The sequence below is a fragment of the Tropicibacter sp. Alg240-R139 genome, from assembly GCF_900537075.1.
GTDB lineage: Bacteria > Pseudomonadota > Alphaproteobacteria > Rhodobacterales > Rhodobacteraceae > Falsiruegeria.
The window spans coordinates 915,732-931,333 of sequence record NZ_UNRA01000002.1 but is presented as its reverse complement, the minus strand read 5'-3'; the positions used below and the strand labels follow the sequence as shown (position 1 = coordinate 931,333).

Genomic DNA, 15,602 nt, shown 5'->3' with positions numbered 1-15,602 from the left:
ACGCCGATTTTGCCTGCTAGCTTACTGTGTTTTCAGCGGACTTAAATCTTGTTTCCCTAAACCATGGGTTAGGGAAACCCGTATTTGGTCAAGCATTTTCTAATCTGCCAGCGTGTTCTGTAGAAACGGAAGGTTTCCATTTTCGACCGTGGTTTTGCAGTGCTTGATAAAGGCCGCCATGGTGTTGGTTTCGTTTTCGATCTTGGCCTTCAGCAGCCCAAACTTCATAGGCCTGACATCGCCGCTCAGGGGAACAAAGAGCAGCTTTTTTCCGTCTGGTGACAAATTGTTCAAAGGCCTTACATTGGCGATCGAAAATCCAAACCCATTCGCCACCATACTGCGCATCACCGACATGTCATTCGTGCGCTCTGCGACATTCGGTTTGATGTCAGCCGCCCGGAAAAAGGACAGAAAATAGTCGCTGCTATAGGGCAGATCCAAAAGCACCATGGGCAGGCCTTTGAGATCATCGATGGCCAGCGAGTCCCGATGTGCCAACGGATGATGTTCGTTCAGAACAACGTAGGGTGGTAAATCCAGAAGCGGCAGAAAGTCGAGGTCTGCAGGAATATCAAGATCATATGTCAGTGCTGTGTCCAATTCGGCGCGCCGCAACTGGCTGAAAATGTCGGCCTGATTAAGTTCACGCTGTTCGATGCGAACAGCCGGGTAGTGATCTTCGAAACTACGGCGCAATCCAGGCAACACAATTTGCGCAAAGGTGACGAGACACCCCACAGACAGAATCCCCTGAACATTCCCTGTGATCTCACCGGCCAACGTGGCCAGAAGCTCCGCTTCTTTCAAAACGAACTCCGTTCGATCAAGGATTCTATGACCTGCCTTGGTCAAAGACAGCCCTCGGGCATGCTCTCGAATAAACAAGTTCAGGCCAAACTCGGCCTCAAGTTGGTTGATCGCAGCCGAGATTGACGGGGACGATACGTTGAGAACCTCGCTCGCGGCCGAGATACTGCCCGCCTTCCCCACAGCAACGAAGTACTCGAGTTGACGCAGTGTGTACCGGAAAGGCAAAGACTTACCCCTGAACTTCGTGGTTCAAGCCTTGTACTTGATCCAGATTATTTTCAAAGCAGTATACTTCTCAAGGGAATGCAATGACAAATCTCTTCCAAAACCCGACTGCTTCATGCCCCCGAACGGAGTCAGAGCCGACAGCGCATCAACCGTGTTGACCGAAACGGTGCTAGTGTGGATCGCGTCTGAAGCCCGTAACGCAGAGGGCAGGTTGTCGGCCCAGGCCGATGCAGCAAAACCGTAGATCGTATCGTTTGCCATTGTGACAGCTTCGGTTTCGGCGGCGAAAGCGATGACCGAAAGGACCGGGCCAAATATCTCGTCTTGGGCCAGCGAACTGTCATGCGCCACATCATCAAAGATTGTGGGTTGTACGAAGCATTCTTTGCCATCCACGGTCACGCGCTTGACGCCCGCAACAAGATTGGCCCTTATTCGCCCCTCAACGACAAAGCCCATGATGCCTTGTGCTTGTTTGTCGTCGACCATTGCACCCATGGTCGAGGCTGGATTTAGCGGGTCGCCAGGGACGACCGCCTGAGTCCGCGAAATCAGTTTTTTAACCAGCGCGTCCCTGATCGAGCGTTCGACATAAAGTCAGGAATTGGCCGAACAGATTTGACCCTGATTGTAGAAGATGTCGAAAGCGGCCATATCCGCGGCGGCATCCAGAACTTCGCAATCGGCAAAGACCAAGTCGGGGCTTTTGCCGCCTGTTTCGGGCCAGATCGGTTTCAAGTTGGACTGACCGGAAAACTGCATGAACATCTTCCCGGTCGCGGGCGACCCGGTGAACGCAAGGCAATCGACGTCCATGTGCAGGCCCAAAGCCTTGCCTGCGAAGACGCTATAGCCCGGGACCACATTGAACACCCCGTCCGGGATACTCGCTTTTCCTAGGGGAACAAACGAAACCGGGTCGCGTCAAAAGAGGAAAGGAAGGTGCGACCCCGTCGCGATTCAACCGAAACGTCGATCAATCGGGAATGACTGCTGTCCCGTCGATTTCGACCAACCAATCGGGACGTGCCAGCGCCTGAACCACCAACCCTGTGGATACCGGATGCACGCCTTTGATGTATTCGCCCATCGTACGATAGACCGCCTCGCGGTGGCGCACGTCGGTGATATAGACGACGACCTTGACCAGATGGCTCATGTCACCGCCAGCCTCTTCGATCAGCTGGCGAATGTTCTGCATCACTTTGTGGGTCTGTTCTACGGGATCATGGCTGTCGATGTTGACCGCGTCATCCAGATTCTGCGGACACTGACCGCGCAAGTAAACCGTTTTGCCACCTTGGGTGACAACAGCCTGGCACAGGTCGTTGTCCAACTTTTGCTCGGGGTAAGTGTCCGAGGTATTGAATTTGCGGATGCGTGTATGGGTCATTTCGACGTCCTGTTTTCTTACTCTGCAGCGGGAGCAACGATGGCCGCATTGCCGTCGTATTCGGCGTAGGCCCGTTGAATTGCGATCTGGTCAGCAATGTATTTCGCGTCGTGCCACACCCCCCAAAGGAAGGTCGAGCCACGGCGCGACTGCCAGGGCAGCCCGAGGAAATAGATATCCGGTTGCACTGAAACACCGCGTTGATGGATCGGAGCCCCCTTTTTGTCAAAGGCGGCGGCCTTGATCCAGCTGAAATCCTGGCGGAAACCTGTGGCCCAGATGATCGTCGCGATGCCTTCTTTGGCGAGGTCGATCGATCGCAGCGGATTAGTCAGGCAATCAGGCTCGGGCCAAGATCGGCGCGCCTCGGGCTCTTCGGGCAGGTTCAGGCCGGTCCGCGTCACATAGGCGTCAGCGGCGTCCAACATGTTGAGATAGTCAGCATCGCCAGCGGTAACATTGTCACGCAGATCGTCGGCAAAGGACAACGTTCCATCGTTGAATGCGTGGGTCAGCCCGACCAGTGTTACGCCTTCGCCGGCAAGGCGGCGGAAATCCATGGTGCGGCCGCCATAAGCACCGCTGACCGAAATGGTTACATGTTCGGTGCCTGGACGCGGTGCGGCCATGTCCCACAGGCCCAAAACACCCAACCACCAGACAAAATCGCGCCCACGGTAACGACGCGGAGGTCGATCATGAGGGCCGACCGAAAGTAATACCTTGCGTCCCGCGCGGTTCAGTTCATCGGCGATCTGGGCGCCTGACGATCCCGCGCCGACGACCAGAACGGCACCTTCCGCCAGCTGATCGGGATTTTTGTAGTAAAACGAATGCTGTTGCTCGACCCCGGCGTTTTCAGGAACAATCTGAGGAACAGCGGGATGCTGAAAAGCGCCGGTTGCCGCAACGATGCGTTTTGCCTCGATTTCTCCGGCCGAGGTCTGGACTCTAAACCCGCCTTGGCCGGACAGACGTTCGGCTTTGAAGACTTCTACGCCTTCACGAATTGGGGCTTTGATCATTTCGGCATATTCAACCAGGTATTCAGCCATCCCATCTTTGGACACAAAAGCATCCGGGTCGTCGTTTTTGAACTCAAGATTGGGGAACCGGTCATGCCAAGCCGGGCCATTGGCGACCAACGCATCCCAACGCCCGGTTCGCCAGGCTTCGGCCGTGCGGTTCTTTTCGAGCACCAAATGCGGAACGTTTTGATGTCCCAGATGCTCGCTCAGGGCGATGCCTGCCTGCCCGCCACCGACAATCAGCGTATCCGTCTTCTCCAATGTCATCTTCGGCTTCCTTTCAGTGTTCGGTCAGACCGTGCAGGCCATTTCTGGCGTACCCAACAGTCCCGCCGGGGCCTTTGTTCAGAAGCGGCCCAGGCAACAAGGCAGATCCTGAACAAAGGCCAATATCAGGCTGAGAATGAGCACCAATCTGGTTGGCCCGAACCTGAACCTTTCATTCCCTGACCACAGGTGAATCGGCAGCACTGCGGCAGGTGTTGTGCGTTTGCAGGGCAAAATTTCACAACTCCACGGCGAGCGAAATTACTGTCTGGCTTACCTTTAGTTAGGCTTTGACTAACTCAACATGAAACGTTCCAAAGATCAGGGATCTTGGCGGGTATTCGACAAGTAAGGCGCAATCAGATAGTAGAGTTCGCCTTGGGACGATATCTGGCACTTTTTGTACAATTGCTTGCGGATCACTTTTACGGTTTGCGGGCTGATGCCAAGAACCAGTCCGATCGATATCGAGGAATGCCCCTGCAAGATCATAAAGGCGATCTCGGCTTGGCGTTTGCTAAGGCTAATCTTTTTCTCTGCGGACAAACGTGCACGTAGCGACTCGGCCGCCGAATGGGGAATAGAGTCGGCGTCGGGCGCGATACCGCGCCAATTCTTTCGAACCAGTGCGTTAACCACTGGCGAGATGTCTCGGGCCGTCGTCAGGTCGCGTGTGGAAAATCGGGCTGTGGTGGTCGCGTCCCGGCCAATGCAGACGGTGATGGATACGCCCGGGGCAGGGGACGAAAAGAACGCCAGTTCATCAATTAAAGTCGTGCGTTGATAATACGACCTGAAGTACTCGTTACGCTGGAATTGATCCGGCGCAACATCAGCCAATCGGTACAATCCGTCGGGTTTTCTGTTTTTGTGCAATCCGTAAAAAGGATCCAGAAGATAGGCCCCATTCACATAGTCGCTGTCTAGACGCTCGAACACGCGGCGTTCATGGGCATGGCTCAGAAAGACTGATGGTTGCTGCGTGTCAAAGAAGGCAAGAATTGTAATATTGTTGAATTGCGAAACCTGTTCGAGCCAACTTTGCAAGGCCTCGGCAAAACCTGCTGTTTCAAGCGCCAGAATTGTACGGGCAAGCATGTCAGGTGATTGCTGTTGTAGCATGGGGCCATACCTCTCTGGAGGTATATACCCCCTTGAATAGCACTGCTTATCATAACTACCCAAATATGGGGGTATAAATCCAGCTCGATGTCTCAGCATCGACGGGCTGGATTGTTCGACCAATCGAGCAGGCCTCACCAGATACTCAAGGGAGATCCAGCATGCGCGATTCACGCTATGATATTCTGTTCGAGCCGATGAAGATCGGACCTCTGACTGCCAAAAACCGGTTTTATCAGGTGCCCCACTGCAATGGTGGCGGATATCGTGATCCGTCAGCCGCCGCTGCCATGCGTGGAATCAAAGCAGAAGGTGGATGGGGTGTAATCTTTACGGAACAGTGTGAGATGCACCACACCTCGGAAATAACACCGTTTATCGAGCTGCGTTTGTGGGAAGACAAGGATATCCCTCAGCTGCGCAAAATGTCGGAAAGAATGAAGGAACATGGTGCCTTAGCGGGTATCCAGTTGGCGTATTCTGGCATCAACGGCCCGAACCTGTACAGCAAAGAAGTACCTTTGGCGCCTTCTGCCTTGCCAATTCGGACATTCACCAACGACCCGGTACAAGCCCGGGCGCTTGACAAGCAGGACATCAAGGATCTGCGCCGTTGGTTTGTGAACGCGGCCAAACGTTCGAAAGAGGCCGGATTTGACCTGATTTGTTTGTACGGAGCGCATGGTTTTGGCATTTTCCAGCATTTCCTGAGCTGTGCCACCAACCAGCGCGGGGATGAATATGGCGGAAGTCTGGAGAACCGTGCCCGTTTCAGCCAAGAGGTCATTGCAGACATGCGCGACGCCGTCGGCGATACGATGGCCATCACGCTGCGCGTCAGCCTGGACGAAACCATCGGTGAGTTGGGGTTTTCGAACGCGGAGGTGCGTGACTACATCGAAATGAACAAGGACCTTCCTGACCTCTGGGATTTGGCGCAAGGCACCTGGGAGGATTGTTCCGGCCCGTCGCGGTTCAAGGAAGAGGGGGCCCAAGAACAGTTGGTGCGCGGCATTCACGAATTGACCGACAAGCCCATTGTTGGGGTAGGGCGGTTCACTTCGCCAGATGTTATGGCGCGAATGGTAAGATCGGGCACGCTCGACTTTATCGGCTGCGCACGCCCGTCGATCGCCGACCCGTTCCTGCCCAAGAAGATCGAGCAAGGGCATATCGACGACATCCGCGAATGTATCGGCTGTAACATCTGCATCACCGGTGACATGACTATGTCGATCAGCCGTTGCACACAGAACCCCACCTTCATGGAAGAATGGCGCAAAGGCTGGCATCCAGAAAAGATGAACGAAAAGGGCGACAGCTCGAATGTTCTGGTCGTTGGATCGGGTCCTGCGGGCCTTGAGGCCGCCTGGGCTCTCAGCCGTCGGGGTTATGACGTGGCTGTGGCAGAGGCAAAAGATGTCATCGGTGGTCGTGTCACTCGTGAACGCGCCTTACCAGGGCTCAGCGCCTGGGGTCGGGTTGTCGATTATCGTGAGTACCAGCTGCAACAGCGCCCGAACGTCGAGATTTATCGTGAAAGCGAACTGGACGCTGAAAGCATTATCGAGTTTGGGTTCGAAAACGTGTGCATTGCGACGGGTGCGACCTGGCGCCGTGATGGTGTTGCGCGTCAGCACGTCGTTCCGATGCCGATTGCGGACGACGCAAGGATCTACACCCCGGATGATTTGATGGATGGCACCATCCCCACAGGCCGTGTGGTGGTTTATGATGATGACCACTACTACATGGGCGGGGTCTTGGCAGAACTATTGGCCAAGAACGGTGCCCAGGTGACCTTAGTGACCCCGTCTGCGTTTGTGAGTGACTGGACAAACAATACACTTGAACAAATCGCGATCCATCCACGTTTGATCGAGGCGGGCGTTCAAATCGTTCTCAATCAGGGCGTGCGCGAGATCCACGCGGATCATGTTGTATCGAACTGTGTGTACACTGATCGCACCTGGAAGATTGAATCCGATGCCGTAGTTGTTGTTGCCTCAAGGCAGGAAAACAATGCAGTCTACGGTGCATTGCAGATGAAACAGGCCGAGTGGGCAGATGCAGGCATCAGATCGGTCAAACTGATCGGTGATGCCAATGCTCCTGGCCCGATTGCCTGGGCGACCTATGCGGGGCACCGTTTTGCACGAGAACTGGATCAGGCTGAATTGGGGGATGCTCTGCCGTTCCGTCGGGAAATCACGGAATTGGTCATCGACTGACATTGACGTGCAGGCACATAATGGGTCGCTTCGCTAAGTACGACGCGGCCGGCTCGACTGGATAAATCGAACAGAGTTTCCGATGCCTTTTGCAAAGCGCGCGTCACGGCATCGCCAGAGCAAACTCGCGTTTAGGGTCATTGAAGTGACTTTGTACGCCTGTGTAAAAGGTGCGCACATCATTCTTTACCATAATCAAGATTACACCTAGCGCTCCTGTGCGGCGGAGCGCGCGACCTCCAACTGCGACTCTTGTCATAAAACAATATGGTATCTGACGAGAGCCATCGGTATGGGAGCCGTTTACAGGCAACTGAGTATTACAGAACGACGTAGGATTGAACGCTGGAGACACGCGAAGGTCCCTGTTGATGAGATGGCGCGCGTGTTGAAACGCTGTAGACCGACAAAAATTCGGGAGCTGAAGCGCAATTATTTCACTGACGAGAACATGCCCAAAGGCTATGGCTATTATGGAGCAGCGGCGCAGTTGATGACGGCGGATCGCCGCGTGCAAAACGTAAGTTGATCAAACACCCCAAGCTGGCCAAGCGTGTAATCGAGCGATTGAAGAATGGCTGTACGCCTGAACAAATCGGCAACCGCATGACCCTCGACCATGCTCGCTCAGGGTTTGCCGGGAAACGATCTACCGCTACATTTATTCCAAAGAAGGACAGCGCAAAGATCTGTGGGGGCACCTTCCGACGCACCGTGTCGCCAGACGGCCCCGTCGCACAAAAGGACCCAGAGAACCCAAACTCCACCGAGATGTCAGTATCCTGTTCCGTCCCAACGACGCGGCGCACCGCCGCCAGTTCGACCACTGATGGTGTGGATACCTCACCCCGCAACGGCATCGCAATGTGCCAATATGGTGATGTTCAAAGCACCAGAATGGAAGAGGTATCCATGGAAGAGGTTACAGTCGTTGGTATCGACTTGGCAAAATCAGTTTTTCAGCTTCACGGCGCGACGGCGTCTGGCGTGCCTGTATTCCGTAAGAAATTGTCTCGTGCGCAGATGCTGAAGTTCTTAGAGGCCCTGCCCCCTTGCCTTGTTGCCATGGAAGCCTGCGCGTCGTCGCATTACTGGGGGCGTGAGATCACCAAACTGGGCCATGATGTCCGCCTGATCCCACCGATCTATGTGAAGCCCTTTGTCAAACGGCAGAAGAATGATGCCAACGATGCAGAGGCCATTGCCGAAGCTGCGATGCGCCCGACCATGCAGTTTGTCCCTGTCAAATCAGCAGAACAACAGTCTCGGTCGATGGTCTTCAAGACACGCGATCTTTTGGTGCGTCAACGCAATGCGATCATAAACGCGTTGCGCGGGCATCTGATGGAATACGGGATCATCGCCCCTGCAGGCCGCCTCTTTGTGAAGAAACTTGTGGAGCAGATCGAAGCACCAGACAACGGCCTGCCAACACTGGTAATCGAATGTTGCCGAACGCATCTCGAACAACTCGATATACTGAACGAAAAGATTGCCGAGATACAGGCAGACCTGAAAGAAGCGGCAAAGACCGACCCTGAAACGGTTCGGCTTCAGACAGCGCCTGGTGTAGGCCCCGTTACTGCGATGGCGCTTAAAGCCTTTGCGCCGGACTATGCGGGTTTCAGGCGTGGCCGCGACTTTGCTGCATGGCTGGGGTTGGTGCCTGTCCAACACTCGACGGGTGGTAGGCAGATTCTGGGGCGCACATCCAAAATGGGCCAACGCGACATCCGGCGGCTGTTGATTATCGGTGCCATGACACGGGTTCGATGGGCTTTGAAAAACGGCGCACCGAAGGGATCATGGCTGGAACAGATGTTGGAACGTATCTGGATTTTGGAACTGACCCTTCAGCCTGGCTTGCCGCTATCGACGCTGAAGAAGTCGATATGCTGCATGAATCCGTAGGTGAATACATAGCCATCCTCGACGATCTGGGGCTGGAAAAATCCGAAGTGGTTACCGCCTCAACACTGGTGATTCGCCCCAATCAGCTGGCCGAAGTTGATGGCAAACGTCCCTATGCGGACGTCCGGGTGCGCCGCGCTCTGGCCTTGGCAGTGGACAATGCTATCTGCCTTGAACTGGGTTACAATAACCTTGGAGCGCCTGCCGAAAATCATCACGTCGCACCGGTGCATCCGGCCTATGCTGAACTGCTGCCACTAGAATTCAACCCGGCCAAAGCCAAAGAGCTGATGGACGAAGCCGGGATGGGTGATTTCGAACACGAACTGATCTCGATTGACGATGATTGGCGCAAGAATACCTGCGACGCAGTGGCCGCCCAAATGCGTGACGCCGGGTTCAAAGTGAAGCGCACGGTCTTGCCGGGCTCCACCTTCTGAAATGACTGGACCAAATACCCATTCTCGGCAACTAACTGGAACCACCGAGCCCTGGCGGTTCAGATCCTGAACGTCGCTTACCGCTCAGGCGAGGCCTGGAATGAGTTCGGGTGGGATAATGCAGAATTCGACGCATTGCTGGATGACGCGCTTGCGATCGCTGATGTGGATCAGCGACGTGAGGTCATGGCAAAAATCCAGAAACTGATTCAGGACGCTCTATCGCCAACATCGCTCCGGTCTGGCGGGCTGCGGACAACACCTGACGTTTGACCACCACCACTATAAAATGGGTTGGCTGTAACAAGCATCTACGTAGTCGACAGAGAATGCCAACCCTGCCTTTCGCCGACCGGCATATAAGGCAGGGATTGCGGTCCTGTGACAATTGACGGCTTCGTCGCGCGCACCGCACGTTCAGGTGCGCGTCTCGGCTGCATAGCGCTTGAATCGCCGCTTTACGCGCCGTAGGTTAGGGCGTGCCATCCGGTAGCGCTGTCCCTCGTCGTTTCGGTTCGGAATTCATCCTGACGTCCGATGCGCAGAGAAGTTCCTTGCCCGCGTGAAACGGAGGGCTTTGGGCTGACCCACGAAGGCAGACCACACCGGAATATTTACCTGATCTACCCCCGCAATACGCGCGGGGGTTTTGATCTGATACCGAAAACCTACAAAAGGCTTGACCCCAGCCAAAACCGCGACACCTACTGACCGACGTCAACTCGCCTGGGCAAGAAGTGACGCGTTACCGCCAGCCGCTGTCGTGTCGACACACACATGACGCTCCAGCAGGCACCGTTCTCCAAAATCTTCATCGACAACCAGAGGGATCAAAGCGCCCTTGCGATCAGCCAGGGACTTTCGAAACGCTTTTTGCTCTTCCTCTGGCGCCCACGATACCACGGCCTCGAACCCCGTCAGTTCCCTTAACTGATGTGGTTCCAGCGATCCATCGATACAGTCGTCTCCGGCGGCGCCTGGGGCAATCAAGACGGCCTTACACCCATGCGCTCGCGCGATCTGCGCTTGCTGCCGCGCCGCGTCCTCTGTCGGTCCAAGGCACAAGAATACACCTCGACCGAAAACCGAAAGGACATTGGATTCGCCGGTGGGGCCCGGAAGAGAGATTTGACGAAGCGGTCGGCGCGCAGGCCGTTCGGTCACATCAATCACCCTTTGCACGTCGCTGGTTTCAACAGGCTGTCCTGCGGCCGCTAAGATATGTCGGGCATCCGGCAACGCAAACCGTTTCACATATGATGGTCCACCAGCCTTTGGGCCCGTGCCGGACAGGCCTTCGCCGCCAAATGGTTGTGAGCCAACAATCGCGCCGATCTGATTGCGGTTGATATACATGTTCCCGACATTCAACTGTGAGGTGACCTGCTCAATCCGGTCATCGATGCGTGAATGCATCCCGAAGGTCAGGCCAAATCCGGTGGCATTGATGTCTGCCACCACTGCGTCCAGGTCCGAGGCTTTGTAGGTCGCGACATGCATGACCGGTCCAAACACTTCTTTTTCCAGATCCGCGATGCCACTAACTTCAAGCACTGTTGGCGAAACAAAAGTGCCGCGCGAAACAGAATGCAGCTCTTTCAACACGCGGCTTTTGGCGCGGGCGGTTTCGATGTACTCGGTGATTTCGGCACGCGCGCCTTCGTTGATGACCGGACCGACATCAGTGCTCATCAGCCAGGGATCGCCCACAACCAATTCATCCATCGCGCCATAAAGCATGTTCAGGAACGGTTCGGCGACATCTTCTTGCACATACAAAAGACGCAGGGCCGAACAGCGCTGACCTGCCGACTGAAAAGCCGAAGCCACTATGTCTTTGATCGCCTGCTCAGGCAGGGCAGTGGAGTCCACAATCATGGCATTTAGGCCACCCGTTTCAGCAATCAGTGGCGCCCCCGGTGCGATCTGCTCAACCATGGTGCGGTTGATTGTCTGCGCAGTATGGGTGGAGCCGGTAAAGCAGACGCCTTTGATACGCGGATCCGCCGTGATGCGTGCTCCAACGACCGAACCGCGTCCTGGCAACAATTGCAGAACACTGGTCGGCACGCCCGCTTTGTGCATCAGGCGCACACCAACAGAGGCGACAATCGACGTCGGGTCGGCCGGTTTGGCAATCACCGCGTTCCCGGCCGCAAGTGCTGCAGCGATCTGACCTGTAAAAATGGCCAGAGGGAAGTTCCACGGAGAAATACAAGCAATGACACCGCGAGCCGGGTTTTTAAGCTCAAGCCCCCGTGCAGCGTAGAAACGCAAGAAATCAACGGCTTCGCGCAACTCAGAAATCGCATCCAGCGAAGTTTTGCCCGCCTCGCGTGTCAGCGCCGCAAAAAGTTCGCCGAAATTGGCCTCATAAAGGTCCGCTGCGCGGTTCAGGACGTCGGCTCGGGCTTTAGCATCCGCAACCCATGGCTGTGCGCTGTCTAAGGCCGTGTCGACATCTGCCGGGCCAGATTGCAAAACGGTGCCAACTTTGTCGTCATGATTGGAAGGGCTGACAACGAGACGTTCCTCATCCCCAGTTACTGGGCCGTCGATGAGGGGGCCAACTTTCCAAACATGAGACTGAAACGGTTTTCGGGCGGCTTCTACCTCTGCAAGATCATCAACGTCATGCAAATCCCAGCCTCGGGAATTCGGACGCTCGTCGCCATAAAGGTCGACGGGCATGCGAACGGCAGCGTTCAGCCCCCCTGTGCCATAAGCCTCAAAAGGGTCGGCGGCTACGGTCTCGGCCGAGACGTTCTTATCCACGATCTGGTTGACGAAAGACGAGTTCGCGCCGTTTTCAAGCAGTCGTCGAACAAGATAGGCAAGCAGATCCCGATGCGCGCCAACCGGCGCATAGATGCGACAGCGCGTGCCATGTTGTTTCAGAACAAGATCATGAAGGCTGTCACCCATACCGTGCAGGCGCTGGAATTCAAATACACTCTTGTCCTTGGCCGTTTCCAAAATGGCGGCGACGGTATGGGCATTGTGTGTGGCGAACTGGGGATAGATCCGGTCGGTCATACCCAAAAGTTTGCGGGCACAACAGATGTAAGAGATGTCAGTCGCCACCTTACGGGTATAGACGGGGAACCCAGGCAATCCCTCGACTTGGGCGCGCTTGACCTCGGTGTCCCAATAGGCGCCTTTTACCAGCCGTACCATGATCTTGCGATCCAGCTCGTCGGCCAGAGTGTGAAGCCAATCAATGACCTGCGGAGCGCGCTTGCCATACGCCTGCACGACAACGCCGAACCCGTCCCAACCGGCCAGCGACGGGTCACGCAGGACGGCTTCGATGACATCCATTGACAGTTCCAGCCTATCCGCTTCCTCAGCGTCGATATTCAGTCCCATTCCAGCGATCTTGGCCTGCTGTGCCAGTTGCAAAGTTACCGGGACCAATTCCTGCATCACACGATCTTTCTGACCCACTTCATAGCGCGGATGCAGAGCAGATAACTTGATCGAAATGCCCGGGTTTTCGCGTATATCATTCGACCTGCATTCGGCGGCCAAATTGGCGATCGCATCAGTGTACGCCGTCAGAAAAGCCTGAGCATCCGAAGCAGTCAAAGCTGCTTCGCCCAGCATGTCGTAGGAATATGTGTACCCTTCATTTTCCTTCTGCTTGCCGCGTTTCACGGCTTCTTCGATAGTCTGACCCAGAACGAACTGCGCACCCATTTCTTTCATCGCGCGACCGACCGCGGCCCGGATGACTGGCTCACCCAAACGCTTGACCGCCCCTTTGAGGGTCGCGACCAATCCGTTTCCATCCTGCAACACCTTGCCGGTCAGCATCAGCGCCCAAGTCGACGCATTGACCAGTGACGATGAAGATTGCCCCAGATGCTGCCCCCACGCCGACGGCGCGATCTTGTCTTCGATCAAAGCATCAATGGTTTCTGCGTCCGGCACGCGCAACAGCGCCTCTGCCAGACACATGAGAGCGACACCCTCGTTGGTCGACAGGCCGTATTCTGCCAGAAACACCTCCATCAGACCGGGGTTACCGTCCGCCCGGATCGCTTTCACCAGATCCGTTGCAGAGTTGCGGACAACTGCGCGTTCCGCGGCCGAATGGGGGTACGCTTCGGTTAGATCAGTTAGAACGTCATCTTCGTTGCGCAGATGATTGCGGCGCAGTGTTGAACGGATTTCGACCAAGCTTGCCATTCTAGTTCCTCTGGAATCGTTTCATGCGACGCTACATCAAAAATATAAGTCTGATTGACTTACATTTCAAAAATGAAGGATTATACGACTTAAATTAGACGACTTTACAGACGGGAAAGGCCGTGAAAATAAGAAATGATGGTCATTTAGACCAATACGATCTGGAAATCGTAAAGGTCCTAAGCCGCGAGGGCCGCCTCCCTGTCACTGAGATCGCTTCGCGCGTCGGGTTGTCTAAAACCCCATGCCAAGTGCGGATGAAACGATTGATAGCTGACGGCTACATCCAAGGGTTCAAAGCTATATTGAACCCTAGAAAACTCGGCCTGGAACAGGTCGTATTCGTTGAAGTCAAACTCACGGATACAACTGAGCCCGCGCTTGAAAAGTTCAACGCCGCTGTTCAATCCGTTCCTGAGATTGAGCAATGCCACATGATCGCAGGGGCGTTCGACTATTTGCTTAAGCTTCGCACTTACGACATGCACAGCTATCGTGAAATTCTGGGCAGTGTAGTCTCTACATTGCCATATGTTGGAAACACCTCAACTCATGTTTCCATGCAGTCGGTCAAAGATGAAGCGTTCTAAACGGGACCTAACTTTTGGGAGACCGCCACAATGATCCAGGTGCATCGTGCAGACGTCTTCGCGCGCCCTGTGTTCCAAAGTTCGATGTTTGACCAAGAAAGACATTCTGCCAAGCCGTTCATCTGGCTGGACAGCGCCCAGCGTGTCGTCAGCTGCCGCGCTTGACTGTTCCGTCTTTCACCCAAGTGTCAAACAACTCCAGCACAGCCTTGCAAAAGGCAGCATCGTTGATATGGGCATCAAGCTCGGTCATTGGGATACGACCAGGTATCACCTTGCGGGCCTCGTCAATCATGTCGGCCAGGGCTTCGGGCGCGTGGGCCTCCTCCCCTTCTTTGTCCCAGGCTTCGACGCCCTGAACAGGCAAGAAGAAATGAACTGGGCCCTTTGCCGCCTCAAGTCTGTTGGCCAATTCGCGGATCCACGCGCGACGTTCATTACCGTTGAAGACCGAGCTTTTGATCAGGCGGTTGTGTTCGTGGAACGGTCGATCAGCGTAGGCTTCGGGGATACTTTGCCAACCCGCAAAGTCCAGCAGGTCCAACGCTCCAGGTGCCACCATCTGCGGTGTCCCGGATTTGCCGGCATTTGTCACCCGGTCCTGCCCGCTAGAGACGACCGAACCGGCCATCAGGTTGCCAAACTCTTGCATGCAGAAATCCATGACGCAGGCAAAAGCTCCTTCAGCCGCCAATTTTTCGAATGCCATTCCACCCATGCCGGTAGAATGGAAAACCGCCACTTCGAAACCGCGTTCCTCCAGTGCTGGTTTCAGGGTCTTCATGTATCGCAAACAGGACGTCCCGAGGCTGGTCATGCCGATCAAGGGCTTGCTGCGATCCGGTAGGGTCGCCGCTTTGGTTGCCCCCACCACTGCCCCGGCAGCTTGGTTAAGAGAGGACTTGCAGATCGAATTCATACCATAAAGCCCACCAGCCCACAGGATCATCTGAATATCGGGAGCCAGGCGATGCGGCGGGATCAAAGGCGAGAAGCTGACGGTCGAGACAATGTATTTCGGCACGCCCATTGGCAGAGCTTGCGCACAATCCAACGCCAGGTCGGTGCCCATGGTGCCACCCGTGGCCAGCATCCCGTCGAACCGCCCGTCGGCATGGGCTTGCGCCACAACCTTGGCCGCGCCAGCTGACATAATGCGAAAAGCTTTGTTTTCGTCGCCAAGAGCGATGACGTCTTCTATCGTCATGCCCCCAGCCGCGGCCACATCATGTTTCGAAATGTCCGTTGGCGTTTGCGGGTCGCCCAGAACCGAGACATCCATGGTCAGGACTTGTGCTCCTTGCTCGCGCACGGCCTGTTCGATGAACCGCATTTCGGGGTCCTTGGTGTCGTAGGTGCCGATCAGCAAGATTGTCTTGGGTGTCATC

Annotated in this window: 9 protein-coding genes and 3 pseudogenes; 5 read left to right on the top strand and 7 right to left on the bottom strand. The window is 55.3% G+C overall.

Annotation, left to right across the window (positions count from 1 at the left end):
* Nucleotides 1-99: 99 nt before the first annotated feature.
* From G6R15_RS12140 to G6R15_RS12120, 5 genes and pseudogenes are all read right to left on the bottom strand, one after another.
* Nucleotides 100-1,038, bottom strand: a complete 939-nt coding sequence (locus G6R15_RS12140) for a LysR substrate-binding domain-containing protein (RefSeq protein ID WP_164660095.1) — start codon at nt 1,036-1,038, stop codon at nt 100-102.
* Nucleotides 1,039-1,062: 24 nt separating this feature from the next.
* Nucleotides 1,063-1,926 (bottom strand): annotated as a pseudogene (locus G6R15_RS12135) (aldehyde dehydrogenase family protein).
* Between the two features lie 91 nt (nt 1,927-2,017).
* The gene (locus G6R15_RS12130; protein ID WP_164660094.1) at nt 2,018-2,434 is read right to left on the bottom strand and encodes a RidA family protein; all 417 of its coding nucleotides are present in this window, start codon (nt 2,432-2,434) and stop codon (nt 2,018-2,020) included.
* A gap of 17 nt (nt 2,435-2,451) precedes the next feature.
* Nucleotides 2,452-3,729, bottom strand: a complete 1,278-nt coding sequence (locus G6R15_RS12125) for an NAD(P)/FAD-dependent oxidoreductase (protein WP_164660093.1) — start codon at nt 3,727-3,729, stop codon at nt 2,452-2,454.
* A gap of 321 nt (nt 3,730-4,050) precedes the next feature.
* A complete protein-coding gene (locus G6R15_RS12120; RefSeq protein ID WP_240336744.1) occupies nt 4,051-4,827 on the bottom strand; it encodes a helix-turn-helix transcriptional regulator in 777 nt (258 codons plus the stop codon).
* 185 nt (nt 4,828-5,012) lie between these two features.
* Between G6R15_RS12120 and G6R15_RS12115 the strand changes: the two genes are divergently transcribed.
* The 4 genes and pseudogenes from G6R15_RS12115 to G6R15_RS12095 form a co-directional block, all read left to right on the top strand.
* The gene (locus G6R15_RS12115; RefSeq protein WP_164660091.1) at nt 5,013-7,082 is read left to right on the top strand and encodes an FAD-dependent oxidoreductase; all 2,070 of its coding nucleotides are present in this window, start codon (nt 5,013-5,015) and stop codon (nt 7,080-7,082) included.
* Between the two features lie 292 nt (nt 7,083-7,374).
* Nucleotides 7,375-7,611 carry a helix-turn-helix domain-containing protein gene (locus G6R15_RS23115; protein WP_373456012.1) on the top strand — a complete coding sequence of 79 codons (237 nt, stop codon included), beginning with the start codon at nt 7,375-7,377 and terminating at the stop codon, nt 7,609-7,611.
* A gap of 383 nt (nt 7,612-7,994) precedes the next feature.
* Nucleotides 7,995-8,912 (top strand): annotated as a pseudogene (locus G6R15_RS22910) (IS110 family transposase); the annotation flags it as partial.
* Nucleotides 8,912-9,737 (top strand): annotated as a pseudogene (locus G6R15_RS12095) (ABC transporter substrate-binding protein); the annotation flags it as partial. The pseudogenes G6R15_RS22910 and G6R15_RS12095, both read left to right, overlap by 1 nt.
* Nucleotides 9,738-10,150: 413 nt before the next feature.
* Here the strand turns inward: G6R15_RS12095 and putA are convergent.
* Nucleotides 10,151-13,624, bottom strand: coding sequence for a bifunctional proline dehydrogenase/L-glutamate gamma-semialdehyde dehydrogenase PutA (gene putA, locus G6R15_RS12090; RefSeq protein WP_164660090.1), 3,474 nt, complete (start codon nt 13,622-13,624; stop codon nt 10,151-10,153).
* A gap of 122 nt (nt 13,625-13,746) precedes the next feature.
* On the opposite strand from putA, the gene G6R15_RS12085 reads away from it, so the two are divergent.
* On the top strand, nt 13,747-14,214 hold the full coding sequence (locus tag G6R15_RS12085) for an Lrp/AsnC ligand binding domain-containing protein (protein ID WP_164660089.1): 468 nt from the start codon (nt 13,747-13,749) through the stop codon (nt 14,212-14,214).
* Nucleotides 14,215-14,362: 148 nt separating this feature from the next.
* Here G6R15_RS12085 and G6R15_RS12080 read toward each other — a convergent pair whose 3' ends face one another.
* A complete protein-coding gene (locus tag G6R15_RS12080) occupies nt 14,363-15,601 on the bottom strand; it encodes a Tm-1-like ATP-binding domain-containing protein (protein ID WP_164660088.1) in 1,239 nt (412 codons plus the stop codon).
* Between the last annotated feature and the right edge of the window lies 1 nt (nt 15,602).